Below are 24,625 nucleotides of genomic sequence, written 5' to 3'. Positions count from 1 at the left end.
GCAATAAACCAATCAAATAAAATATTATGGCAACTAAAAATGCAACAGTCAAAAAAAGTACGACTGCAAAAACCTCAACAAAAGAATCAAAAACAAGTTCTAAAACTCCTGCCAAAAAAGATGCCGCAAAAGATCTGAGCGATTTGTTTGAAGATGGATTGAAAGATATTTACTGGGCAGAAAAGGCATTGGCTAAAGCATTACCTAAAATGCACAAAAATGCAACTGAGCCTAAATTGAAAACAGCCATTGCTAGTCATTTGGAAGAAACTAAAGAACACGTAAAAAGAATAGAGGGATGTTTTAAAGCATTGAAAAAAAGAGCACAGGCAAAAAAATGCGATGCGATGGACGGACTTTTGGAGGAAGGAAAAAGCATTATGGAAGAAACAAAACCAGGCGCAGTACGGGATGCAGGAATTATTGCTGCAGCACAGAAAGTTGAGCATTATGAGATTGCAACTTACGGTACTTTAGCCGCTTACGCAAAAGTTTTAAAAGAAAAAGATTGTCTGAAATATCTGCTTTCAACTCTGGATGAGGAAAAAAACTGTAACAATTTACTTACGAAAATTGCAGATACCAATCTCAATTCAAAAGCGATTAATGAGTAATCATAAAGTTAGTTAGAAAGATCCGTCAGCGGATCTTTTTTTATGTTCTTTTGGCGTTTATATCTAAAATTCAAAGCATTATGATTATGATCATAGTAAACAGTTTTTCAATATTATATATCGTTATAAGAGTCTTATTTGTAATTTAAATAAAAGATCCTTTCACAACAAATCCGTTTAGATCCTTTGACTTCGCCGAACCTAAAGGTTTCAGGATGACAAACAGTGCGATAAGTTTCATTGTCCAGACCAAAAGATTCTGCAACCCAATTTGTCATCCCGTAGGGATCTCAGCGTTAGTATTAGAGATATTATATTGAAAGATTGCGTTTAGATTCTTTCAGGATGACAAACATAGAATTTATCCCTTATTTTCTTCACAAATATTCCGTAAGAATCATTAAAACTCGTGTTGAAACAAATGATTCAAAAAATCCATTTTGGGATTCTGGATTCTTATCATCTCTAATTTTTTTATTCGAGATAACTTTTTTATCTCTTTTTCCCGTTCGATAGCCTGATGAATCCAACCGAACTTTTCATAATAAACTAAGAATTCCACATTATATTTTGCCGTAAATGATTTAGGATTTAGCTTTATTTTATGTTGGTGTAATCTCCTATGTAGATTGTTTGTAACACCTGTATAGAGAACAGTTTTATTTTTATTGGTAAGAATATAAACGTAAAAACGTATAAATTCCTTCAGTGAGTTCAATCATTATGTGTGTTTTTTTATTTAAGCCAATATTTAATTTTCCCCACATATTCTGTACACAATTACATATACAGTTTGTCATCCCGTAGGGATCTCAACATAGTATTGAAGAATCGTATGGAAAGATTCCCGTTTATATCCTTTCAGGATGACAAACTTTGCGCTTATTTCTTTTTGCAAAACCCAAAAACTTATGTATACACTTCTGCACACAGTTTGTCATCCCGTAGGGATCTTGACTTATTATTGGAGGCGTTGCATTGGAAGATTCACGCCTAGATCCTTTGACTTCGCCGAACCTAACGGTTTCAGGATGACAAACTGGCTGGTAAAAGGAATGATTAACAGAAAAACTCAGCATTCCGCTGAGTTATAATAATTTATTCTGTTTTTTCATCCTTCTTTTTCACCTCCGAATTTTTCGCTGCCTTTACCAGCTCATTCGTATCGGTGTAAAGCAATTCCCAACCCGAAACCTCTTTCATAACCGTCAACAGATTAATGTAGGCTTTCAGGTTTTTCTCTAAATCTTTCCGAATGGCAGATGCGCTCGACTGATTTCGGAGATCTGCATTGGCTTCTGCCTGATCGGCAAATAAAGTTTCAAAATCTTCATGCTTTGTTTTCATTTCCATGAAAGCAGGATTAAGAGAAAGCAAAGCTATTTTCTGCAGGTTTTCAGGAGTTTCCAGTTCTTCGATCAGCTTTTTCATCTGAGCGGTTTGGGAGGAATAACTTAAACGGTCAAGATTCAGTCCGTACGTTTTGAATACGCTGTACAAATCCACCGCCGACTGATAATTGGATGCCGTAGAAAGTTGTCGGTAACCGTTGAGAAAGGCTTTCAGATTGGTGTAAGCGACATCCCTTTCATGGTCTGCATTGGCAACGTCTTTTCCTTTTCCGCTGTAGATTTGTTTAGTATACACCAAATCGTATTCATTGTAGGAAGTCTGCAAAATTGCGGTAAGCGGATGGTTGGAAATCACAGGATATTTTCCCGACTGGATGTTTGAAATAATTCTCTGAGCCAAAGTCGCAAGATCTTTAGTGCTCAATCTCACTAATGAAATTTTCATCATTTAATGTGTTTGTTTGTTAAAAATTTATTAATTACTCAAAACAAATATAAATAATTCCGCATTTAGTTTCAAACATTTTGTGGGAAATAAAATGCAGTTGGAGGAACTTCCCTGCAACTTGTTGGAGACTTCCTGCAATTGCAGAAGGTTACAAACAAGGTTGTTTTAGACAAAATGCAGATGCAGGAGGTTTGTTTTAAGGTTGTTTTATCTAAAAGTAATTTGTCTTTGGTTATAAATAATGTTGTTTTAGAGAAAAAAGATTTTTGTTGGAAGAAAATGGTTAAAATCTCACCTAAAACTTAAGTGAAGTATCAATTATTAAACAAATCAAAAATTGTTTTGGAATGATTTCAATGTAGATGTAATTTTCCTATCTTTTTTCTTAATTTTGTTCAAAATAAAATATAATGAGCAATCATTTAGATACTGAAAAAGGAGATATTGAGGAAGAAATAGGAAATGAAGAAATTGATGTTTTAACTCCTTTTGATCCAAAGAAAATCAATATTAAAGTAATTCCTTTGACAATTGGACAGCTTGTTGATAAGTTAGAATATAAAGAAATAAATATACCAGAATATCAAAGGAAAGCTGGTTTATGGGATGAAAAAAGAAAGAGTAGATTTATTGAATCATTGATGTTGAAACTTCCTATCCCATTGTTTTATTTTGATGAAAGAGAACAAGATATATGGTGGGTTGTTGATGGCTTACAACGAGTCACGACAATGAGAGAGTTTATTATAGAAAAAAAATTCAAATTAAGTAAATTGGAATTTCTAAGAGAGTTAGAAGGTTGTGGTTGGGACGAATTAGAAAGAATTTATCAAAGAAATATTAACCAATCTCAAATCACTATAAACCTTATTCAAAAAGGTACACCAGAAAAAGTAAAGCACAATATTTTTAGAAGAATTAATCAAGGGTCTATAGAGTTAAGCTCTCAAGAGCTGAGAACAGCTTTACTCTGGGGTTATAAAACTGAATTTCTTAAGAGTTTAGTCAGGGGTACAGGTAAAGAAGCAAAGAAGTTTATTGAAGTTACTGGAGGAAAGGTTAAAACTGACCGACAAGAAGACTTAGATTTTGCAAGTCGCTTTGTAGGTTTCTTTCTTCAGGGTTATGAAAATTATGAACCAGATATGGATAACTTTCTTACCGAAGGAACATTATTAATACCTGAAAGTAAATTAAATCAAATTAAAATTAAAGATGCTTTTTACCAAGGATTAGATACGGCATTCACAATATTTGGAAACGATGCATTTAGAAAACGTTTGAACAAAGATGATGCAAGAAAACAATTGAATAAATCAATTTTTGAAATCCTGTCAGTCAGCTTCGCTCAATTAGAACCTAAAGAAAGTAAAAAATTAATAAAATCGAAAGATAGATTTATAGCAGAGTTTATTTTACTACAAAACGATAAAAAATTTTTAGATTCAATTTCTAATGGGACTTCTGGAAAGGATAGAACATTATTACGAAACAAAGAAGCTCGAAAACTTATCGAAAAATTTAAAAAATGATAAAACAAGTACAGATCAAAAATTTCAAATCGCACAAAGATAGTGGGGGATTAGAGTTGTCAAACCTGACAATTTTGTGTGGAAATAATAGTGTAGGTAAATCGTCATTTTTTCAACCATTATTGCTCTTACGCGAGGCTTATTTTAGTAGAAAAGGATTTGAATATTTGGATCTATTGACTGATTCTGTCAAGATTGGAAATGTTAGAGATGCATTATATGAAAATGCAAATGATAATACGATTAGTTTCATAATTGAGAGTGAAAAAAAAACGTATTCATTTTTATTTACTATTGAGAACGAAGGTGAACTAAAAAATTATATTAACAAAGATCAAACGTGTGTTATACCAGAAATAGATACAAATGAAGCTCTATTTAATCAAAATTTTCAATATATAAGTTCTTCAAGATTAGAACCTAAAATATCTTATCAACGAAATGATGTTATTGTCGAAAAAATGGGACAAATTTCGGAAAAAGATGGGAAGGCCGAGTTCGCAGTCCATTATCTTCATATACATCAAAACGACAAAGTTTTGGAAAAGTTAATCAATCCAAATTATGTAGGAGATACCCTACTCAATCAAATAATTGCTTGGGAAAGAGAGATTAGTGAAAATGTTATTATTGAAACACGTGACTCGGGATCCTTAGGTTTTGAACTAATTTACACCTACGAGGGTAACTTTGTCGCAGGAAAATCTCTAAGTAAGAGTCCAATAAATGTAGGTTTTGGTTTGTCTTATACATTACCAATCTTAGTTGCCGTTCTCTCAGCAAAACCTGGTGGATTAATAATCATTGAAAATCCTGAAGCTCATTTACATCCTAAGGGAATTGCAAAACTTTCTGAATTACTTTGTAATGCCGCTCAGGCAGGTATACAAATTATAATTGAAACTCACTCAGACCACATTATAAATGGTATTCTCGTGCAATGCAAAAAGCACGAAAACCACTCTAAAGAAGGAATTAGCAAGGAGAATGTATTAATCTATCAGTTTGAAAGAGATGAAACAAGCCCTAGCTCAATAGCACATAAAATAGTTATTGAAGAAGGAGGCGTAATCCGTTTTGCACCCGAAGGTTTTTTCGATCAAATTACTACAGATACTGACTTTTTATTTGATTTATAATGGAGCAAAAATTTTATTTTTATATTGATGATACTTTTTTTTTAGAACCTTTAACTATTGAAACTGTAAGAGATTTTCAGTTATTATTTGAAGTTTCACGACAATTAGGAGTCAAAGCAATTTATAATAAAAATCTTTTTCAAAAAGCACTTAGTAATATTGAAAATGATAATGCTTTACCAAGGTTTAAAAATAAAGTGAAAGATTTTTTAAAAGACTTTGAAGGTATGAATGAAATAGCTCCTTCTCAAGGAAATATTAATATTACTTTAGCAAAGATATGCGATCAAACACAAAATCAATTTAGTAATGCAAGAAATGCTTGGTCATTTATTAATAAATCATTGCCTGCAAGAAAGTTTAATCCACATTATCCAAAACATGGTAGAAAAAGAGATAATGGCACTTTGATTCTTTGTCATCCTGGCGAATCGCAATTATATTGTATGGACAAAAATTCCCAAAAATTATTAGATGATGCTATTTTTGATTTGAGAAAAAGATCCAACTTTCATATCAATTATGACGAGGAAGAAAAATTGTTTATATTGTTTCCTAATGAACATACGGCTGACAACACTTTTCACGCCTATCATAATAATTTAGATAAGTCAAATAATAATATACCAACATCCATTAAAAAATATTTTGGTAAATGAAAGAGACTAATCATTTTATTGATAGTCTCTTTTATTTACATTTAATTATTGATCAGATACTTCTTAAAAAGTTTTAAAACAAACTTTCATCCACAAAATTCGGTAGCGTCACTTTCAAATTCGGTTCTGCTTCCATGGCTCTTTTGATGGCGAAAACGGCACCTTCATTTCTTGCCCAGCTTCGTCGGGAAATTCCGTTGTTGACGTCCCAAAAGAGCATCGATTTTAATCTTCTGTCGGCATCATCGCTTCCATCGAGCAACATCCCGAAACCACCGTTGATCACTTCGCCCCATCCAACGCCACCTCCGTTGTGAATAGAAACCCAGGTCGCTCCACGGAAACTGTCGCCAATTACATTGTGAATCGCCATATCTGCCGTAAATCTCGAGCCGTCATAAATATTGGAAGTCTCTCTGTATGGCGAATCCGTCCCCGAAACATCGTGATGATCTCTACCCAAAACCACCGCCCCGATTTCTCCGTTGGCAATGGCTTTGTTGAAAGCTTCTGCGATTTTCATTCTACCTTCCGCATCGGCGTATAAAATTCTAGCCTGTGAACCAACGACCAGTTTATTTTCCTGCGCTCCTTTAATCCATTGAATATTATCCTTCATCTGTTGCTGGATTTCTTCGGGAGAATTTTTAATCATTTCCTCTAAAATGGTGCAGGCAATCTCGTCTGTTTTCTGTAAATCTTCCGGTTTTCCGCTTGTACAAACCCAACGGAACGGCCCAAAACCATAATCAAAACACATCGGTCCCATAATATCCTGAACGTAAGAAGGATACTTGAACTCTCTTCCCAAGGTAGGATTTTCTGCCATCACATCAGCTCCGGCTCTTGATGCTTCCAGTAAAAAAGCGTTTCCGTAATCGAAGAAATAAGTTCCTTTTGCGGTATGTTTGTTGATGGCGGAAGCGTGTCTTCTCAAGGTTTCCTGAACTTTTTCTTTGAATAATTCAGGGTTTTCTGCCATCATCGTGTTGGATTCCTCAAAGGTTTGTCCGACCGGATAATAACCGCCCGCCCAGGGATTGTGAAGCGAAGTCTGGTCTGAACCGATATCGATTCTTAAATTTTCTGCATCAAATTTCTCCCAAACCTCAACGATATTTCCAAGGTAAGCTATAGAAACCGTTTCATTATTTTTCTGAGCTTTTCTTACTCTTGTCACCAGTTCATCAAGATTTTCGTGAATTTCATTGACCCATTTCTGATCGTGACGGATTTTGGTAATCTTTGGATTGACTTCTGCAATTACCGTGATACAACCTGCAATATTTCCTGCTTTTGGCTGAGCTCCGGACATTCCGCCTAAGCCAGAAGTGACGAATAATCCGCCTTTCGGTTCTTTATTTATTTTTCTGAAAGCATTCAAAACGGTAATCGTCGTTCCATGCACAATTCCCTGCGGACCGATGTACATATAAGATCCAGCGGTCATTTGTCCGTACTGCGTTACACCCAACGCATTGAATTTCTCCCAATCATCAGGTTTAGAATAGTTTGGAATCATCATTCCATTCGTTACCACTACTCTTGGTGCATCTTTATGCGAAGGAAACAATCCCATCGGATGACCGGAATACATCGTCAATGTTTGTTCGTCCGTCATTTCCGACAGATATTTCATTGTCAAAAGATACTGAGCCCAGTTTGAGAAAACCGCACCATTTCCACCGTACGTAATCAGTTCATGAGGATGTTGCGCCACTGCATAATCCAGATTGTTCTGAATCATCAGCATAATTGCTTTTGCCTGCTCAGATTTTCCGGGATATTCTGCAATATCTCTCGCTTTCATTTCATAATCCGGACGAAAACGATACATATAAATCCTTCCGTATTTTTCCAGTTCTTCCTTAAATTCCGGCAACAATTCTGTGTGGAACTTAGGTTCAAAATAACGTAAAGCGTTTTTCAGAGCAAGTTTTTTCTCTTCATCCGTTAAGATTTCTTTACGTTTCGGAGCGTGGTTGATGTTTTGTTCGTATGGTTTTGGCTGAGGTAATTCGGTAGGAATTCCCTGTTTTATTTGTTGTTGGAATGTCATTTCTAAATTTGAGATTTCTTATTTGAGATTTGAAATTTTGTGGTTTTAAAGATATTCAAATTAGAAAATCCGTGCAACTAATGTTAAAAAATATGCAGCGTGATGGAAATTCCCCTCCTCTGGAGGGGTGGCGAAAATTCGACAGAATTTTTGACGGGGTGGTTAATCGTGCGTAAACCACCCCGTCTTCTCCCGTTGGTCAAATCCACCCCTCCAGAGGAGGGGAATTTTAATTGCTGTAATTTTTAATAATAAAATCTTCTAATTCTTTCATCACCAATGACAGATTGTTTTTGATGTCAAAATCTGTGATTCTAAAAATATTCAATCCTAAAGACTCCAAATAATCTTGTCTAATTCCATCATATATTTCTTTTTCATCATGACTTGAGCCATCTATTTCTATAATCAAGCCAAGAGTTTTTACATAAAAATCAACAATGTAATTCCCGATAATTCTCTGTCTGTCAAAATCGATTTCGTGAAATGTTTTTGCACGAACTTTTTTCCAGAATATAACTTCATTAAGAATTCGGGCTTTGCGTTTTTTAGGTAAAAGTATTTTTAAATTGGGATTGTAAGGAAGATAGGGTTTGCAATTTTTGTAAATTGGGATTCCATTTATTTCTGTAAGAATTTCTTTCATCGGATTGTGTTTAATGAAAGATAAGAATTTTTTCTGAAAATTTTAGAAAAATAAGCTTAATTGATTGCATATAACCACCCCGTCTTCTCCCTTCGGTCGAATCCACCCCTCCAAAGGAGGGGAATTTTATGCTAACATAATTGGAAATGATCACAAAAACAATGAAACCTCACTGAAATCAATGAGGTTTTATCTTTATATTTAAAATATCAATTATTATTCTTCACCAAAACCCATCCGGTGAACGTTCTGCCATCCGGAAGCGTAATAACGTACCAATAACTTGATGTAGGAATTGGTCTTCCGGCAATCGTTCCGTCCCAAACAATCTGAGTATTTGTATTTTGCTCGAAAATCAGATATTGATAACGGTCAAAAACTTTTACGTTGGTTTTTTTAGTTCCGAAAACATGAAGGTTTCTGATGATCCATTTATCGTTCATTCCGTCTCCATTTGGTGTGATGGTATTCTTAATATCTAAAATTACTCCATCCTGTTTTACAATACACGTTCCTTCAACATATCTCACGTAGAACGTTGTAATTCCTGTCGGCAAGTTGTAGAAAACATTGCTTTGCTGCCAAGTAATTCCGTCGATTGAATAAACAATCGGCTGTGAACCCGTTGCAGTGATGGTATATGTATTTCCGTTTGCAACCATTTGCTGAATTACAGGAACATCATAATATTTTGCTTCAAAAGTTGTCGTGTAAGAACAGCCGTTGTCTGAAGTAACTGTGACCGTATAAGTTCCAACCATTCCTATATTGACTAAAGTATCGGTAGTAGAAACTATTTGTCCTGCAGGATTCGTCCAGACATAACTTACAATAGTATGACCTTCAACTTTTAAAGTATAATTGAATGTTGCATCCGGACAGAAAAACTGAGTCGGAATTGCGAAAAACGGCACATTTTTCAAAGAAATCTTTATGGTAGCCACTTCTGGACAAAATCCGGGAACGCTTACTTTAACGTAAATTATGTCTGAACCTGAATTCTGATTAAAAGAATAGTTTACCGGATTTGTTATCGTATTTGTTCCTGCATTTAAATCTGCTAAAGACGGATAATATGTAAAACTCACAGTACTTCCTGAGTAAATCTGAGATTGGAATTGGGTAAGATTTACGACTTCAATTCCATCATTTAAAGTATCACAAACATTATTTAACAGGAACGGACCAGAATTTTGAAGCACTACTTTATTTCCAATCATAAAATTAATGCTCGCAATATCGTCACAACCAGGAATGTTCATCACTTTCACCCAAATCTGTGTTGGAAAAGGATTTGCTGTAAAATTCTGAGGATTTGCAATTGGGTTTATACCATTTTGCGCATCATTTTGCGTAAGATAAAAAGTGAAAGTATTGATCTGGCTCGGTATATCAACGTACAGATTGGTATAGTTCATCAGATTAACTTCATAAATTCCATCAAGATTTTCGTCACAAACTATTATGCTCGAATTGATCGCTTTTGGAGGGAAATAAGTATTCAGCTGAATCGGAGCCACCGAAAAACAGCCCGTTGTTTTTGACTGAAATCTGGCCCAAACCTGAACCGATGAAACGGTGGTTACCATACTGTTTCCTATCTGAGCGGAAGGATTTCCTGCATTTGCTTCTGCCAAAGTATTGTAGTACGAAATAATCATATCAGAAAGTTGATAAGTATTCTGAGAAGGAATAAATATTTGCGAAACTGCGTCACTCAGTGTAAAAGTTTCATTCAGATTGAAATCTTCATCGCAGGTATTTAAAACAGCATTATTTAACAAAACAACGGTCGGCAAAAATGTCATCTGGATATTAACCTGTGAAGCAGAAAAACATTCGTTATTATTAAATTTTACTTTCACATAAACTGTTGCATTTCCCTGAACCAGAAATTCATTTGGATTTGTAATTTCTCCTGAAAAAATGTGTGTTCCAGGATTGTAGGAAGTATAATAAGTAAATGTAACTCCTGAAGAACCATTATAAATTTGAGACTGAGCCGATGTAAGATTATAGAGCTCTACTCCATCATTATTATTATCACAAATATTGGTAAGAGAAATGTTGACCGTTGAATTCACTGCCGGTGTTGAAACCAGACTTACCGTAAACGGATAGATTTGGGTGCAGTTATAAGAACTGATTTTTACGAAATACTGTCTTGTTCCAACAAGATTTACCGTGGTTACAGGATTATTTCCGCTTTGTGCTTCAGCTTGAGTAAGATAAAAAGTCGTTGTCGCATTTTGGTTTCCGATAATTGCTCCTGAAAATTGTGTTAAATCAACATTTTCAGAATTATCATTATTAAAATCACAAATATTAAAATTTGAAATTACCATTTCAGGATGTACCAAATGTATATTGATTGGCCTGACTGTAAAACAGGTATTACTCTGCTCAAATCTCACATAAAATGTTTTGCTTACGAAATTTCCGTTTTCTGTAATGGTCTGTGCTGGTGAGATAGGATTGGCATCTTGCAAGGCATCACTATACTCCTCATAAAATTTTGTAAAAGGAACAGTTGCCGGAGAAATAAGCATATTTACAGATGAAAGAGTGGTGAGATTCACGTTGATATCATCTGTACCGTTGAAACAGATGTATTCATTTTTATCATTTACAAGAATTTTTGTAAAAGTTATGTCTAAATTTACAGGCACCACCGCAAAGCAGCCTCCTGAAATAGTAACTCTTATGTAGACTGTATAACTTCCATTTTTGATAGTTCCAATTACCTCTCCGGAATCATTATAAGCATCCATAAAAGTGCTGTAAACCGTAAAGGTCGCTGCTTGAGAAGTAATTAAAGGTCCGATATTGAATTCAAAATCAAAAGCTTCTGAATTATCTGCATTAATATCACACATTGTGTATGCAAAAGAAACAGGAGAATTTACGTTCACTCCGGGTTTGAACTCAAAATTGACTGGCCCCAAAATATACGTACAACTTCCGTACTGAACTCTTGCCCAAACTTTCGTTGCCGGAACAATATTGGTTGCAGTGACAGACCCGGTATTATTCTGTGCGTTTGATTGTGAAAGAAAATAAGAAATATTGGTACCTCCCGTCGGAAAAAGCTGATCATTTAAAAGAGTAAGATCATAGGCAGATTCTATTCCGTCATTATTGGTATCACAAACCGAAACCAAATCTGTAAGAAGATTTTTAGTTAAAAAATTTAAAGTAAGAACCGCAACTCTGAAACATCCCGGAACATTCGGATTCTGAATCCTTACATATAAAACCGCATTAGCATTTAATGAATAAACGGTAGAAATGCTGTTCTGATTATTTTGTGCATCAACTAAAGAATTATGAAATGTAAAATTAAAATTCGCCGGATTCTGTGAGGTTATGTTCGGTTTAAAATCATTTAAATTAATCTGAACCGGAGCATTTCCGCAAAAATCCTGAGTGTAATCTCTGGAAATAGGATAAGTTGGATCAAAATCCAGGATAAAATCATCTGTTAAAGCCAAATTACTGTTTCCACAAATATTAAAATTAACATTGGCTGTGTAAACTTCATTCTGAGTAGGACAAACCGTTGTCTGAATTCCCGTTCCTACAGTTTGCCCTGCAGAATTCGTCCAGTTCACGGTTGGCTGAATGATACTTCCGTTCGGAGTAAACTTCCATGATTCCTGTAACGCCTGCCAATTTCCGGTATTTCTCGAAGCAGGAGAATATCCTACCGTTCCATCATTATTAATAATTCCGATTAGCGCATTTTCAAACTTTCTGGTTGCACAAGGTGTGAGTTTTTTATCAACAAAAACCTCCACAATATTGGTTGTCTCATGCAAAACAATCTGTGATGAAGAACGATCGGTACAACCCGCAACTCTTCCATCATAGAAATTGACTACGAATTTTCTGTACGGAGCAGTTCCTATGGTTGAATAGTAAATTTCTGAACTATCCCCTGCCGAAAAAACCATATCATGATAGACCCCGAAAATCGAATTCTTCGGAAGACCAGGATCAGGATTTTGCCAGATTACATTGGGGTAATTGATATTCCCTTGCTGATTCAGATCAAAAGTAACCATCCCGTTTGAACCGATAACTACAGACTCAAAGTACTGATTGAAAAAACAAAATCTGAATGGCAGATCTATTTTAGAAGTAAATACATCATCAAAATTGGCATTCAGTGAAGTTCCCTGATTCAGAGGAATGGGCGGGTCATAAGTTCCCTGATTGAGCTGATACGTAGTAGACTGTCTCAAAACCGGAAATTCCACATGAAGAGGAATGCATCCATTTGCATCAAGATTATTGGTACAGGTAACGTGAAAGTTTTCATTTCCTGCAGCATCTTTAATTTTGATGTTTACCGGAGCCTGTGAAAAGGCAAAAGCACCGATAAACAGTAAAAAAAACTGTAAATATTTTGTCATTGAATTTGGTGTAAAAAAATTATAATTCATCAATAACTATTTACTGATAAATATTATTCAAAAATAATATTTTTAAAATATAAAATAAACAAACATAAAGAATTATTTATAATTTATTAAAAATCAATTAACATTACAATAACAGAAACCTATTAATAACTCAAAATCAACACTATAATCTACCACACTACCTAAAATATTTTCTTCATTTCCAACCTCTGAACGATTAATTTCCATTATAAAAACAAAAAAAGTGAAAATCTCACGACTTCCACTCTCAAATTTTGCTTTTATTTTCTTTAATCTTTATCTGAAAACATAGAATTTGCAAGCGATGTAATTACCGATAAAGCAATACTGAAAATAAATGCCCACCAAAAGCCGCCAACTTCCATAGAATCTATAAAATAATCTGCGACCAAAATAATAACCGCATTGATAACCAGAGCAAAAAATCCTAAAGTAATGATCGTCAACGGAAGACCAAAAAGACTGAGAATAGGTTTTAAAATAAGATTTAAAATTCCTAAAACAATCGCAAAGATTACTGCTCCGCCAAAACCGTCAAAATGAACTCCCGGAAGGATTTTTGTGAGTAAAAACGCAACGATTGCCGTGATAAAAAGTCGGATAAGGATATTCATAGTTTTATTTTTTTATTCAGAATTATTTATTTAATTTTCATCATGGTCACTAAAGAAGTTGCCACATGGCTTTCTGAAGAATGATTTTCATCAAAAGTATAAATTTCGGTGCGAATTACACTAATTTTACCGCCACCTTTTACCACATAAGATTTTGAAATCAACGCATCTCCCATTGCTGGTCGTAAATAATTGACTTTCAGCTCTACTGTAACAACATAACAATCTTCTTCGTAATGACTTACGGCTGCATAACCTGAAGAAACATCAACCAAAGATGCAATCATCGCTCCGTTGAACATTCCTGCTTTTCTGGTCATCAATTCCATTTTCGGAATCTTGATCGAAACGAAATCAGTTTCAATTTCCAAAAGTTCGGCTTTGTAGAATTTTAAAGTTTCGGAACGGCTGAAACTGTCGGTCATGAGTTTTGTTTTTTCGGGAGACATGAGGTTTAGGTTTAGGTTTAGGTTTAGGTTTAGGTTTAGGTTTAGCAAATTTCTTTAAATAAATTTACATTTCAACAAAAATTCTTTTCGCTTACCTTTGCAAAATGGATTTAGAAGCTATTTATCAAAAACTGCAGATTCAGGATATGAATCAGATGCAGAAATCTACATACAAAACGACAGAAAACAATACGGATGTTGTATTGCTTTCGCCTACAGGATCTGGAAAAACACTTGCTTTTCTGTTTCCGGTTTTAAGAAATTTAAAGAAAGAATCTACAGGAATTCAGGCACTAATTTTGGTTCCGGCAAGAGAATTGGCTTTACAGATTGAGCAGGTTTTCAAATCGATGGGAACAGATTTTAAGGTGACAGTTTGCTATGGTGGTCACGATAAAAAGATTGAAATGAATAATCTCAAGGAAGCTCCTGCGGTATTGATAGGAACTCCGGGAAGAGTTGCTTATCACATGAGAAATAAAAATCTTGAGGTAAAGACCATTAAAAATCTTGTCCTTGATGAATTCGATAAAGCATTAGAGTTTGGTTTTCATGATGATATGGAATACATTATTGAAAATATGTACAATCTTTATCAAAGAATTTTGACTTCGGCGACTTCAATGAACGAAATTCCGAGATTTACCGGATTAAAAAACGAAAAACTTGTTGATTTCTTAAAACTGGAAAATAAACCGGATATTCAGCTAAAGAAAGTACTGACCATTTCGGAGGAAAAACTGGATACTTTATTCCATCTTATCTGTAAAATCGGAAATAAAAGAACGCTTATTTTCTGCAACCACAGAGAAGCAGTTGACCGTATTTCTGAATTGCTGCGTGAAAAAGGCATCGACAGAGAAACGTTTCACGGCGGTATGGAACAGGACGAAAGAGAACGTGCGTTGCTGAAATTCAGAAATGATACCGCAAGAGTTTTAATTACTACAGATTTGGCTGCAAGAGGTTTAGATATTCCCGAAGTTGAATCGATTATACATTACCAATTACCTACAACGGAAGATGCTTTTATCCACAGAAACGGACGAACCGCAAGAATGAATGCAAAAGGTTCGGTTTATCTGATTATGACCGCCGAAGAAAAATTCCCTTTTATCGAAAAAGGTGTACCTGAAGAATCGGTGAAAGAATTTTCAAAAGTTCCCGCTAACTCGCCATTTCAAACGGTTTACATCAGTGCCGGAAAAAAAGATAAAGTCAACAAAGTAGATATTGTAGGATATTTAATCAAAAAAGGTGAGCTTCAAAAAGAAGATGTTGGACTTATTGAAGTAAAAGATACAACGTCATATGTTGCTGTTTCAAGATCTAAGGTAAGAGAATTGCTGAAAAAATTAAGCAACGAAAAACTGAAAGGAAAAAAAGTGAAAATGGAGGTAGCTTATTGATTTTTTTAACCACAAAAGACACAAAAGTTATTAAAAATTAAAGATTAATTGATAAAAATTAAAGATCAAAAAAGATAGACTTTTATAACCAACCCTTTTTTTATCTTTTTTGCAGGTTTATTATAACTAAGAATTCTTTTGTGAATTTTGTGGTTAAAGATTTACTTCATTGACGAAGTTTTCGTCGGTAAAGTATAAACAGATTTTGAAGCAGTAATAAACAGAATATTATTTTTTTCACCGCCGAAAGTTACATTCCCTGTCCAGTCTTCCGGAATTTTGATGTGGTGAATTTTTTCGCCTTTAGAATTGAAAATTGTTACTCCATCTCCTGTTAAATACAAATTTCCTTCTTTATCCAACGTCATTCCGTCTGAACCCATTTCACAGAATAATTTCTTCTCAGACAGATTTCCTTCACCTAAAATATCATAAACATACGTTTTTCCTGCATCAATATCAGAAACGTATAATTTTTTCAATTTTGTACTTCCGATAATTCCATTGGGCTGAACGAAAGTTTCAATTTTTGAGATTTTTCCGTTTTGATTTCTGTAATATAAATTCTTTTCAGGAATTTCAACTTTAAAATCTTCCCAATAATCTCTTTTATATAAAGGATCTGTGAAATAAATTCCGCCATTTCCATCAAGCCAAAGATCATTAGGACCATTTAATCTCTTTCCCTCAAATCCTTTAGACAAAACTTCGATGGATTTATCTTTTCCGATTTTCCAGATTTCTCCTTCGTTGTCTGAACAGGTAATCAAATTATCATTTTCATCAAAATAAGTTCCGTTGGCACGACCTGTTTTATCAAGAAAAAGAGAAATTCTGTCGGTTTTCCAGTCCCAAACATAAATTTTATCATTTGGCTGATCGCTGAAATATACATTACCCGATTTGTCGGCTGCAGGACCTTCCGTAAAAGAAAATCGGTCTGAAATTAATTTTGGTTCGGTGTTTTCAAACATAGCATTATAATTTGTTGATTTGCAACTGAGAAATGCCAAAACCAAACCAACAAGACCTATATTCAGGATATTTTTCATACTTTTAAATTAGAGATTGCAATTTACAATTTGCTAAATGGTTTAAAAAATATTTATCTTTGAATTTTCCGGATTTATAATGAAGACAAATTTACCCGACAAACTGTATTATTCGATTGGCGAAGTTGCCAAAGCTTTTGACGTAAACGCTTCATTGATACGATATTGGGAACAGGAATTTCCTATTATTAAACCTAAAAAAAACAAAAAAGGAAACCGGTATTTTACTCCCGAAGATATTAAAAACCTGAAAATCATTTATCATTTGGTAAAAGAAAAAGGATATACGCTTGACGGAGCAAGAATTGCGTTAACCACCAACTCAAAAATCTCAGAAACCGTTACATTAATCGACCGATTAGAATTTGTAAAAGCTGAATTATTAAAATTAAAAGAATCTTTAGTGGAGAAAGATTCCGAGTAAATTGCATGTTGAATGATTAATTTAAGAAATAAAAAGCACATAAAAATCATCGCCGGAATCTCGTTATTTCTCGTTATATTGGGAGCTGTTTTTAATGCAAACACATTATTAATGAGTGCTGTAATCGGTATTTTCGTCGGTTCACTCCTGCAGATTTTCATTCATAATAAAAGAAATTTTTAAACGGTTTTCATCCCATCAAACTCGGCCATTTCAATGTATTTCCAATAGTACAATATTCTGGAATACAACAATTTATTTATTATTTTTCCATCATTTGTGTTTTGAATTAAATTAATTCATAACTTTATTCTATAATGATTTGAGAAATTAAAATCATTATCAAAAACATAAAATACAAAACGATGAAAAAAGCTTACTACCAAAAAATGGGTATTTTAGGAATACTTCTTCTTGCGCTCACTGTCTTTCAGAATTACACCGAAAAAAGTGACGAAAAATTTCCTGATCTCACCTTTATTTCTGAAAATTTACCCACAGAATCTCTTTCAGAATTTGATCCGAATGAGCTCGATGAAAATCAATGGCAAAAACTTGGATTTTCTGAAAAACAAACCGCAACAATTCTAAAATACAAGAAAATTGTTGGAGGAAATTTCCTTTCAAAAGAGCAGTTCAAAAACTGTTATGCGATTTCTGAGGAAAAATATACTCAACTTGAAGATTACATTTTACTTCCCGAAACCAACGCTGAAGCCAAAGGAAATTCAAATTTTAAAAATTTTGAGAAGAAATCTTTAATAATCACAAAGAAATTTAATCCCGACCAACTTTCACAAACTGATTGGGAAAATATGGGCTTTTCTGAGAAACAATCTGCAGCAATTTTAAAGTTTAAAAATTATTTGGGCGGAAGTTTTGTGAGCAAAGAAAAGTTTAAAGAGTGTTTTATTATTAATGAAGAAAATTATTTAAAATTAGAACCTTATTTGATTCTTCCTGCAAAAACTCCAGCGAATTTCAACCCTTATGCCGGAAAATTAAAATCATTTAATTCTAAAAAAATTCAAACGTCATTTGACCCAAATGTTTTGGATGTCAACGGCTGGATCGCTTTAGGTTTTTCTGAAAAGCAGGCCAATGTCATTGTGAATTATCGCGACCGAAACCTGAAAGGCAGTTTCAAAACTTTAGATGATATTAAAAACTGCTTCGTTATTTCTGTCGAAAAATTTGAAGAATTAAAACCATTTATCAAACTGAATCCTTCAACAATGTCAAAAAATTCAGAGGATAAAAAGCCTGAATTTAAACAGGAAAAAACCGATTTTTCAAAAACCGATATGAATTCGATTACCTTTAAGCAGCTTTCAGAATTTGGTTTGGATGAAAAAAGTGCAGGTTCTATGATTGGCTTCAGAAAGAAATTAGGCGGATTTATGACAAAAGAACAGATACTAGAAACGTATAACATTGATAAAGAACTGGTTCAAAAATTACTGAGTATCGCTCCGCTTGATAATTCAAAAGTCGAAAGATATTCATTGGTTGATGCTCCCGAAGAATGGCTGAAAAATCATCCTTATTTTAAATATTCTGCGGATAAAATCATTTATTACAGAATCAGCAATCCCGATGATAAGAAAATTTGGAAATTCTTAAAAACCAAACCGGAATATGAAGCGAGGATGAGACTTTATGTGAAATAGTTGATGGTTGATCGCGAAATTATTTAAAATTTAACCATTAAGATTTTTTAGAAATTGAGATAGTTTAAGAAAAATCTAAAGATTTTATAAGAATCTTCCTTAAAGCAAAGCTCAACTTAATATATCTAAAATACTTAATAAATCTTAATGGCTCAAAATCTTAAAGTTTATAAAAAATCATATATAAATTATGAATTGAGAACGATTTTAAATTCCTGAGAAAGCGAAACAATTCCTTCTGCTATATTTTCAGGATGTGTTGTAAAGCCTTTTAATTTGGAAGTTTTTCCTTTTAAAACCAAATCCATTAACTGTTTATCAGATAGTTTTTTACCGAAAATATCAAACAAAACTTTGAAGCCGCAGTTTTTAAAATCTGAACATCCGACTGCAGTTTTACCTTTCATCAGATTATGATTTTTACACTTCGGACATTTGGTTTCTTCCCAAGACTGTAATTCTTTTTTTACAGTCGGTTCACGTTTTTTCTTTTCTTTAACTTCAGGTTTTTCTTCTTCGAGATTAATGACTTTCCCTTTTCCGTCGACTACCCTTTTTGTTAATTCGCTTACCATCTGAATCAGTTCATCTTTAAACTGATTGGCTTCATACTCGCCTTTTTCAATCTTACGGAGTTTAGATTCCCATTCACCAGTTAATTCCGGGCTTTTGAGCAATTCGTCTTCAATGGTATCAATTAACTGAATTCCTGTGGATGTTGCAACTAAATTTTTCTTTTTCCTTTCAATATATTTTCGTTTGAAAAGTGTTTCGATGATGTTTGCGCGGGTTGAAGGTCTTCCGATTCCGTTGTTTTTCATCATTTCGCGAAGCTCTTCATCATCAACCTGCTTTCCGGCGGTTTCCATGGCACGAAGAAGTGTTGCTTCCGTATAAGGCTTTGGCGGTGATGTTTTTCCCTGATGAATCATCGGTTCGTGCGGACCGGTTTCTCCGACAACAAATTCGGGAATTGTCTGTTCTTCTTCCTTATCTTTTTCTTTATCTGTTGATTCTTCTTTCGGTTCTTTGGCATAAACAGCTCTCCAACCCGGTTCGAGAATCTGTTTTCCGCTTGTTTTAAATGGAATTGTTCCCACTTTTGCTTCTACCAAAGTATTTGAAATTTTACATTCAGGATAAAAAACTGCAATAAAACGTTTGGCAATTAAATCATAAATAAATTTTTCTTCTCTCGTTAAATTTTGAGAAGGCGTTACTTCCGTCGGAATAATCGCATGGTGATCGGTCACTTTTGCATCATCAAAAACCGCTTTCGATTTTGGAATCGGTTCCTGCAAAAGAGGTGCAATTAAATCCTGATACGGAGTCATTTTGCGGAGAATTCCTTCAATTTTAGGATACAAACTTTCAGATAGATAAGTTGTATCAACACGCGGATATGTCACATGTTTTTTCTCGTAAAGACTTTGAATATAATTTAAAGTATGCTCTGCAGAATAACCATATTTTTTGTTGGCTTCCACCTGAAGTCCGGTCAGATCAAACAGTCTTGGATTTTTTTCTTTTCCTTCTTTAATTTCAAATGAAACGATTTCAAAAGGATTGATTTTTAAGTATTCCAAACCTTTTTCAGCTCGGTCTAAAGTTTTCAACCGGTCTATTGCTGCGTTAAAAATAACGTCACGGTATTTGGTTTTCAGTTCCCAATATTCTTCAGTCATAAAAGCATCAATTTCTTTCTGACGCTGAACCAGCATCGCCAAAGTTGGAGTCTGAACTCGTCCAATTGACAAAACGGCTTTATTTCCACCAAATTTTTTAGTAAAAAGTCGTGTAGCATTGATTCCCAAAAGCCAGTCTCCAATTGCTCTTGCATTTCCTGCGAGATAGAGATTTTTGTAATCTTCGGCAGGTTTCAAACTGGCAAAACCTTCTTTAATAGCTTCCTCCGTCAAAGATGAAATCCACAAACGCTGAATTGGTTTGTTGCACTTTGCTTTCTGTAAAACCCAACGCTGAATGAGCTCACCCTCTTGTCCGGCATCCCCGCAATTGATGACCTCATCGCATTCCGCAACCAATTTTTCAATGACTTTGAACTGATTTTCCACCCCTTTGTTGGGTATTAATTTAATTCCGAAATTCTGAGGAATAATTGGCAACAAAAATAAATTCCAGGATTTGTATTGAGGACCGTAATCGTGAGGCTCTTTCAGGGTACAAAGATGTCCGAAAGTCCATGTCACGCAGTAGCCGTTTCCTTCCATGTAGCCTTGTTTAGGCATCGTCGCGCCCAATACTTTGGCAATATCTCTGGCAACGCTGGGTTTTTCGGCAATACAAAGTTTCATGAATGAATCGGAATTTTAGAAGAGGGCAAAAGTCGGGATTTTTTTTTGCAATTCCCAATTTAGTTATCACCAAAAATATTTTTTAGCCGCAAAAGAAACAAAAGATTTTTATGCTGGTAAAGAACTTGCAAAAGAAAACAACAGATTAGTAAAGTTTATATATCTACTTCAACGTCCAGTTTGTCATCCGGAGGAATCTAAACTTTTTTTTTAAATGTCTTGGTTGAGATTCTTGCAGAATGACAAACAGACAAAAAAAACAAGTCTGTTAAACCAATGAATTTCCAAAATATTGGATTCCGCCTACTTCCGACAATTGCATCATTTTTTCACTGGAATCAGCTTCGTGAGCTTTAGAATTTTTCAAAAAAGAATGGCTGTAAAAAGCGTAAGAAGGCTGTTCGGCAAAACCGTTTTTCAACATTTGATGAGCTTCTACGATGGGTTTTCCGTAGAGTTTTCTGAAATTTCCGATGTTGTATTGCGAAAATTTTCCGTAATGAACAATGAACTTTAATGATAACTCGATGGTGGTATTCAACATTTCACTCAATTCCTCAATCTTCATATTAAAAGCCTTTCTCATATCTTGAATCATTTTTGAAATCTTTTTAAATGAAGGTTTGCTGTCGTAACGATAAAATAAAATAGCATCGCCCTCAATTTCAGAAATATCAAAATACTGATTGTTTACATCAATTAAAATAGAAAGTAGTTGTCTTACAATATATTCGCCGGTATAAAGTTTTGTATTGAACACAAATTCAGTAAATCCACTGAAATCGGGAATCAAAATAATTCCGTTTTCTAAGTTTGTATTCTCCATAATTTTTAGGTTTAAAACCTCTATTTTTCTAGACGGAGAAGGATTTTTTTTACTTTAAATATTTAAGGATTTTTTATCATATAATTAAATTTCAATAATGAGTTTCTTATTGTAACCATTATACTTTTCAGTGATATAACCATGAGGATTGCAAATAATTTCTGTTTCTCCGATTTTATATCTTGAAGGCGTGTGAATATGACCGTGAATCCAGTAAAGAGGTTGATGTTCTATAATAAAATCTTCAAGATTGGAAGCATACGCTGAAGTTACAGGATCGGTTTTAAAATGTCCGGGAACAGATTGCAAACTTGGGGCATGATGCGTAACCACAATATTTTTCATTCCTTTTGAGCTTTCCAGACTTTCTTTCAACCAATGTCTTGAAATTTGATGAATCTTAAATGTATCAATAGTTCGCATCTTCGAGTAAGATGGATCTCTCCGGATTAATTTATAATCGTTCATCTGAGTCTGACAAAGACTTCCATAAGCCATCGGACTTCCAAATATTGAAAAATCCGTCCAGAAAGTTGCGCCGTGAAATCTTATATCTTCAATATCAACAAAAGAATTTTCTAAAACAGAAACATTGGAATTTTCTGCGGCTTCGAGAATTTTATTTAAAGTTTTTGGATAAGAACCTTTGTAATATTCATGATTTCCTAAGACATAAATGACAGGTTTGTTTGGAATTTTAGTTTTAATCCACTCAATTCCTTTTGTCCCTAAATTAATATCCCCTGCCAATATTACAACATCGGCTTGATCAAAAGAAAAATCACTAAAGCCAAATTCCTGATGTAAATCACTGATGATCTGAATTTTCATAGCTCTAAAATAATATTATTCTACAGAAAAACAAGTTCTAAAGCAAACATGATTTAAATCAGTAAGCTAAATTAAACATATAACTAGCTGATTTTAAATAAGTTGTATTTAAGTAAATTTTAAAACACAAATAAAGTCTACTTTTTTAGTAGACTAATAAAAATATATGTTCTATATTTGCAACCGTATTCAAGTTAGGAAATGGAAATGAAGACAAAATTCAGATATAATTCAATGAGGATGATCAACATCAATAATATGATGGTGCATTGCTGTATGCCTTTATATGTGAATTTTAGTGGATGACCTTACTTTTATTATGACATATTTTTAAAGGCTTTACCACGTTCGTTGTAAAGCCTTTTTTATTTAAAAAACGATTTGGAAAAAATGATAGAAATAAAAAACATATCAAAAACTTTTCATCAGAAAAAACAGTCTTTTAAAGCTTTAGATAAAATTAATTTAAACATTGAAAAAGGCGACATCGTGGGAATTATCGGCTTTTCGGGAGCAGGAAAAAGTACTTTGATAAGAACCGTTAATCTTCTGGAGAAACCAGATGAAGGGCAGATTATTATTAATGGTATAGATTTCACGAAACTAAATTCCAAACAGTTGGCAGCCGAAAGAAAGAAAATCGGAATGATTTTTCAGCATTTCAATCTCCTTTCGTCAAGAACAGTTTTTGAAAATATTGCGCTTCCATTGGAATTGGATCATATTTCAAAAGATAAGATCAGAGAAAAAGTAAACGAACTTCTGAAAATTGTAGGACTTGAAGATAAAGCTAATGAGTATCCGAAAAGTCTTTCGGGTGGACAAAAACAAAGGGTTGCCATCGCAAGAGCACTTGCTAATAATCCTTATCTCCTGCTTTGTGATGAAGCGACAAGTGCGCTCGATCCGGCCACAACACAGTCGATTTTAGAATTATTAAGAGACATTAATCAAAGATTGGGAATTACTATTTTGCTGATTACACACGAAATGGAAGTCATCAAAACAGTCTGTAACCACATCGCAGTAATCGATAAAGGACAATTAGTAACAAAAGGGACTTTAAGTGAAGTTATTTCCGCCAAAGATAATCCCATCGTGAAACAATTTTTAAACTCAGGTGCTATGACAATACCACAGGAAATCAATAAAAAACTGCAGAAAGAACCACAAAACGGGCTTTTCCCATTGGTAGAAATCCAACTTAATCAAGATATAAGCGTTGAAAAACTGCTTTCAATAATATACGATCAGTATAAAATTCCATACAAACTTTTAAAAGCCGATGTTGAATATCTCGGTGATTCAAACTTCGGAAAACTGCTTTTGCAATTGCAGGGCGAGACAGAGGAAAATCAGAAAGCCATCTATTATTTTAATCAGAACAACATTCAAAATACGGTAAAAGGATATGCTTAGTGATACTGTAATTTCGCTTTTGTCGAAAGGAATTTGGGAAACAGTTTACATGACTTTTGTCTCAGGGTTTTTCGGTTTTGTTATCGGACTTCCCGTTGGAATTCTTCTATTTTTAACCAGAAAAGGGCAGCTTTTAGAAAACGTTATTTACAATCGAATTTTATCGGTAATGGTTAATATTTTCAGATCAATTCCATTTATTATTTTAATTGTGTGGATGATTCCTTTCACAAGATCTTTAGTTGGAACTTCCATTGGTATGAATGCAGCACTTGTTCCTTTAAGCATCGGTGCCGCTCCGTTTATTGCAAGATTGGTTGAAAACAGTTTACTCGAAATTCCGGGCGGATTAATTGAAACGGCTAGAGCTTTAGGAGCAAGTCCGTTTCAAATCATCAGAAAAGTTCTGCTTCCGGAAGCTTTGCCATCTTTAATTAATAATGCAACGATTACTCTGATTACGCTTGTTGGATATTCTGCAATGGGCGGAGCTGTCGGAGCAGGCGGATTGGGACAAATCGGTTATCAATACGGGTACATCGGTTATGATGCCTTAATTATGAATCTGGTTTTGGGTTTATTGGTGGCTTTGGTTTTTATCATACAGTTTTCAGGAGACAGATTAGCGAAAAGGTTTAATCATCGATGATTTGAGTAGGTCTGTTTGAGAGTCTGAGAGTTTTAGCGTTTTTAAGAAATGAAAACATATAAATTATGAAAAT

General features: G+C 34.1%; 20 protein-coding genes. 9 read left to right on the top strand and 11 right to left on the bottom strand.

Features of this window, described 5'->3' with window-relative positions; translation table 11 throughout:
* Nucleotides 1-26: 26 nt before the first annotated feature.
* On the top strand, nucleotides 27-614 hold the full coding sequence (locus ACOOWA_RS03600) for a DUF892 family protein (protein ID WP_421373262.1): 588 nt from the start codon (nucleotides 27-29) through the stop codon (nucleotides 612-614).
* A 400-nt stretch (nucleotides 615-1,014) separates the two neighbouring features.
* Here the strand turns inward: ACOOWA_RS03600 and ACOOWA_RS03595 are convergent, their stop codons facing one another.
* Both ACOOWA_RS03595 and ACOOWA_RS03590 read right to left on the bottom strand, forming a co-directional pair.
* Nucleotides 1,015-1,332, bottom strand: a complete 318-nt coding sequence (locus ACOOWA_RS03595; RefSeq protein ID WP_421373260.1) for a GIY-YIG nuclease family protein — start codon at nucleotides 1,330-1,332, stop codon at nucleotides 1,015-1,017.
* 380 nt (nucleotides 1,333-1,712) lie between these two features.
* Complete coding sequence (locus ACOOWA_RS03590; protein WP_421373259.1) at nucleotides 1,713-2,414, bottom strand: DUF6261 family protein; 702 nt, start codon at nucleotides 2,412-2,414, stop codon at nucleotides 1,713-1,715.
* 410 nt (nucleotides 2,415-2,824) lie between these two features.
* Between ACOOWA_RS03590 and ACOOWA_RS03585 the strand changes: the two genes are divergently transcribed.
* The 3 genes from ACOOWA_RS03585 to ACOOWA_RS03575 are packed head-to-tail and all read left to right on the top strand — an operon-like array spanning nucleotide 2,825 to nucleotide 5,744.
* Nucleotides 2,825-3,946, top strand: coding sequence for a DUF262 domain-containing protein (locus ACOOWA_RS03585; protein ID WP_421373258.1), 1,122 nt, complete (start codon nucleotides 2,825-2,827; stop codon nucleotides 3,944-3,946).
* Nucleotides 3,943-5,085, top strand: a complete 1,143-nt coding sequence (locus ACOOWA_RS03580; RefSeq protein ID WP_421373256.1) for an AAA family ATPase — start codon at nucleotides 3,943-3,945, stop codon at nucleotides 5,083-5,085. The genes ACOOWA_RS03585 and ACOOWA_RS03580 overlap by 4 nt, the downstream gene beginning before the upstream one ends.
* Entirely contained in the window at nucleotides 5,085-5,744 is a 660-nt protein-coding gene (locus ACOOWA_RS03575; RefSeq protein WP_421373255.1) for a hypothetical protein, read from the top strand. The genes ACOOWA_RS03580 and ACOOWA_RS03575 overlap by 1 nt, the downstream gene beginning before the upstream one ends.
* 73 nt (nucleotides 5,745-5,817) lie before the next feature.
* On the opposite strand, the gene ACOOWA_RS03570 is transcribed toward ACOOWA_RS03575, so the two are convergent.
* The 5 genes from ACOOWA_RS03570 to ACOOWA_RS03550 form a co-directional block, all read right to left on the bottom strand.
* Nucleotides 5,818-7,803, bottom strand: coding sequence for a urocanate hydratase (locus ACOOWA_RS03570; RefSeq protein WP_421373254.1), 1,986 nt, complete (start codon nucleotides 7,801-7,803; stop codon nucleotides 5,818-5,820).
* Nucleotides 7,804-8,032: 229 nt separating this feature from the next.
* On the bottom strand, nucleotides 8,033-8,449 hold the full coding sequence (locus ACOOWA_RS03565) for an endonuclease domain-containing protein (RefSeq protein WP_421373253.1): 417 nt from the start codon (nucleotides 8,447-8,449) through the stop codon (nucleotides 8,033-8,035).
* A gap of 209 nt (nucleotides 8,450-8,658) precedes the next feature.
* The gene (locus tag ACOOWA_RS03560) at nucleotides 8,659-12,894 is read right to left on the bottom strand and encodes a T9SS type B sorting domain-containing protein (RefSeq protein ID WP_421373252.1); all 4,236 of its coding nucleotides are present in this window, start codon (nucleotides 12,892-12,894) and stop codon (nucleotides 8,659-8,661) included.
* Between the two features lie 269 nt (nucleotides 12,895-13,163).
* On the bottom strand, nucleotides 13,164-13,508 hold the full coding sequence (locus ACOOWA_RS03555) for a phage holin family protein (RefSeq protein ID WP_421373251.1): 345 nt from the start codon (nucleotides 13,506-13,508) through the stop codon (nucleotides 13,164-13,166).
* A gap of 26 nt (nucleotides 13,509-13,534) precedes the next feature.
* Nucleotides 13,535-13,957: a PaaI family thioesterase gene (locus ACOOWA_RS03550; RefSeq protein WP_421373250.1), complete on the bottom strand. Its 423-nt coding sequence runs from the start codon at nucleotides 13,955-13,957 to the stop codon at nucleotides 13,535-13,537.
* A 104-nt stretch (nucleotides 13,958-14,061) separates the two neighbouring features.
* On the opposite strand from ACOOWA_RS03550, the gene ACOOWA_RS03545 reads away from it, so the two are divergent.
* A complete protein-coding gene (locus ACOOWA_RS03545; protein WP_421373249.1) occupies nucleotides 14,062-15,366 on the top strand; it encodes a DEAD/DEAH box helicase in 1,305 nt (434 codons plus the stop codon).
* Nucleotides 15,367-15,527: 161 nt separating this feature from the next.
* On the opposite strand, the gene ACOOWA_RS03540 is transcribed toward ACOOWA_RS03545, so the two are convergent.
* Entirely contained in the window at nucleotides 15,528-16,418 is an 891-nt protein-coding gene (locus ACOOWA_RS03540; protein ID WP_421373248.1) for an SMP-30/gluconolactonase/LRE family protein, read from the bottom strand.
* 79 nt (nucleotides 16,419-16,497) lie between these two features.
* On the opposite strand from ACOOWA_RS03540, the gene ACOOWA_RS03535 reads away from it, so the two are divergent.
* Both ACOOWA_RS03535 and ACOOWA_RS03530 read left to right on the top strand, forming a co-directional pair.
* Nucleotides 16,498-16,842: a MerR family transcriptional regulator gene (locus tag ACOOWA_RS03535; RefSeq protein WP_047445952.1), complete on the top strand. Its 345-nt coding sequence runs from the start codon at nucleotides 16,498-16,500 to the stop codon at nucleotides 16,840-16,842.
* 365 nt (nucleotides 16,843-17,207) lie between these two features.
* The gene (locus ACOOWA_RS03530; protein ID WP_421373247.1) at nucleotides 17,208-18,512 is read left to right on the top strand and encodes a hypothetical protein; all 1,305 of its coding nucleotides are present in this window, start codon (nucleotides 17,208-17,210) and stop codon (nucleotides 18,510-18,512) included.
* A gap of 188 nt (nucleotides 18,513-18,700) precedes the next feature.
* Here ACOOWA_RS03530 and ACOOWA_RS03525 read toward each other — a convergent pair whose 3' ends face one another.
* The 3 genes from ACOOWA_RS03525 to ACOOWA_RS03515 all read right to left on the bottom strand — a co-directional run bounded on the left by ACOOWA_RS03525 (nucleotide 18,701) and on the right by ACOOWA_RS03515 (nucleotide 22,484).
* Nucleotides 18,701-20,827, bottom strand: coding sequence for a DNA topoisomerase 3 (locus ACOOWA_RS03525; protein ID WP_421373246.1), 2,127 nt, complete (start codon nucleotides 20,825-20,827; stop codon nucleotides 18,701-18,703).
* A gap of 268 nt (nucleotides 20,828-21,095) precedes the next feature.
* Complete coding sequence (locus ACOOWA_RS03520) at nucleotides 21,096-21,653, bottom strand: DUF2652 domain-containing protein (protein WP_421373245.1); 558 nt, start codon at nucleotides 21,651-21,653, stop codon at nucleotides 21,096-21,098.
* A gap of 84 nt (nucleotides 21,654-21,737) precedes the next feature.
* Complete coding sequence (locus ACOOWA_RS03515) at nucleotides 21,738-22,484, bottom strand: metallophosphoesterase (RefSeq protein WP_421373244.1); 747 nt, start codon at nucleotides 22,482-22,484, stop codon at nucleotides 21,738-21,740.
* Nucleotides 22,485-22,874: 390 nt separating this feature from the next.
* On the opposite strand from ACOOWA_RS03515, the gene ACOOWA_RS03510 reads away from it, so the two are divergent.
* Both ACOOWA_RS03510 and metI read left to right on the top strand, forming a co-directional pair.
* On the top strand, nucleotides 22,875-23,903 hold the full coding sequence (locus ACOOWA_RS03510; RefSeq protein ID WP_421373243.1) for a methionine ABC transporter ATP-binding protein: 1,029 nt from the start codon (nucleotides 22,875-22,877) through the stop codon (nucleotides 23,901-23,903).
* Nucleotides 23,896-24,552, top strand: a complete 657-nt coding sequence (metI, locus tag ACOOWA_RS03505; protein WP_421373242.1) for a methionine ABC transporter permease MetI — start codon at nucleotides 23,896-23,898, stop codon at nucleotides 24,550-24,552. Before ACOOWA_RS03510 ends, metI begins: the two co-directional genes overlap by 8 nt.
* Nucleotides 24,553-24,625: the final 73 nt, after the last annotated feature.

Origin of the sequence: Chryseobacterium sp. GP-SGM7, assembly GCF_049166575.1 — a bacterium.
Taxonomy (GTDB): Bacteria; Bacteroidota; Bacteroidia; order Flavobacteriales; family Weeksellaceae; genus Chryseobacterium.
This window is presented reverse-complemented; position numbering and strand designations above follow the sequence as displayed.

Bases quoted from the DNA above. Each gene is read 5' to 3' on its own strand.
- ACOOWA_RS03545 (WP_421373249.1), top strand. From the start codon at position 14,062: ATGGATTTAGAAGCTATTTATCAAAAACTGCAGATTCAGGATATGAAT.
- ACOOWA_RS03520 (WP_421373245.1), bottom strand. From the start codon at position 21,653: ATGGAGAATACAAACTTAGAAAACGGAATTATTTTGATTCCCGATTTC.
- ACOOWA_RS03535 (WP_047445952.1), top strand. From the start codon at position 16,498: ATGAAGACAAATTTACCCGACAAACTGTATTATTCGATTGGCGAAGTT.
- ACOOWA_RS03530 (WP_421373247.1), top strand. From the start codon at position 17,208: ATGAAAAAAGCTTACTACCAAAAAATGGGTATTTTAGGAATACTTCTT.
- ACOOWA_RS03525 (WP_421373246.1), bottom strand. From the start codon at position 20,827: ATGAAACTTTGTATTGCCGAAAAACCCAGCGTTGCCAGAGATATTGCC.
- ACOOWA_RS03570 (WP_421373254.1), bottom strand. From the start codon at position 7,803: ATGACATTCCAACAACAAATAAAACAGGGAATTCCTACCGAATTACCT.
- ACOOWA_RS03550 (WP_421373250.1), bottom strand. From the start codon at position 13,957: ATGTCTCCCGAAAAAACAAAACTCATGACCGACAGTTTCAGCCGTTCC.
- ACOOWA_RS03540 (WP_421373248.1), bottom strand. From the start codon at position 16,418: ATGAAAAATATCCTGAATATAGGTCTTGTTGGTTTGGTTTTGGCATTT.
- ACOOWA_RS03565 (WP_421373253.1), bottom strand. From the start codon at position 8,449: ATGAAAGAAATTCTTACAGAAATAAATGGAATCCCAATTTACAAAAAT.
- ACOOWA_RS03510 (WP_421373243.1), top strand. From the start codon at position 22,875: ATGATAGAAATAAAAAACATATCAAAAACTTTTCATCAGAAAAAACAG.
- metI (WP_421373242.1), top strand. From the start codon at position 23,896: ATGCTTAGTGATACTGTAATTTCGCTTTTGTCGAAAGGAATTTGGGAA.
- ACOOWA_RS03600 (WP_421373262.1), top strand. From the start codon at position 27: ATGGCAACTAAAAATGCAACAGTCAAAAAAAGTACGACTGCAAAAACC.
- ACOOWA_RS03555 (WP_421373251.1), bottom strand. From the start codon at position 13,508: ATGAATATCCTTATCCGACTTTTTATCACGGCAATCGTTGCGTTTTTA.
- ACOOWA_RS03575 (WP_421373255.1), top strand. From the start codon at position 5,085: ATGGAGCAAAAATTTTATTTTTATATTGATGATACTTTTTTTTTAGAA.
- ACOOWA_RS03580 (WP_421373256.1), top strand. From the start codon at position 3,943: ATGATAAAACAAGTACAGATCAAAAATTTCAAATCGCACAAAGATAGT.
- ACOOWA_RS03515 (WP_421373244.1), bottom strand. From the start codon at position 22,484: ATGAAAATTCAGATCATCAGTGATTTACATCAGGAATTTGGCTTTAGT.
- ACOOWA_RS03590 (WP_421373259.1), bottom strand. From the start codon at position 2,414: ATGATGAAAATTTCATTAGTGAGATTGAGCACTAAAGATCTTGCGACT.
- ACOOWA_RS03585 (WP_421373258.1), top strand. From the start codon at position 2,825: ATGAGCAATCATTTAGATACTGAAAAAGGAGATATTGAGGAAGAAATA.
- ACOOWA_RS03560 (WP_421373252.1), bottom strand. From the start codon at position 12,894: ATGAATTATAATTTTTTTACACCAAATTCAATGACAAAATATTTACAG.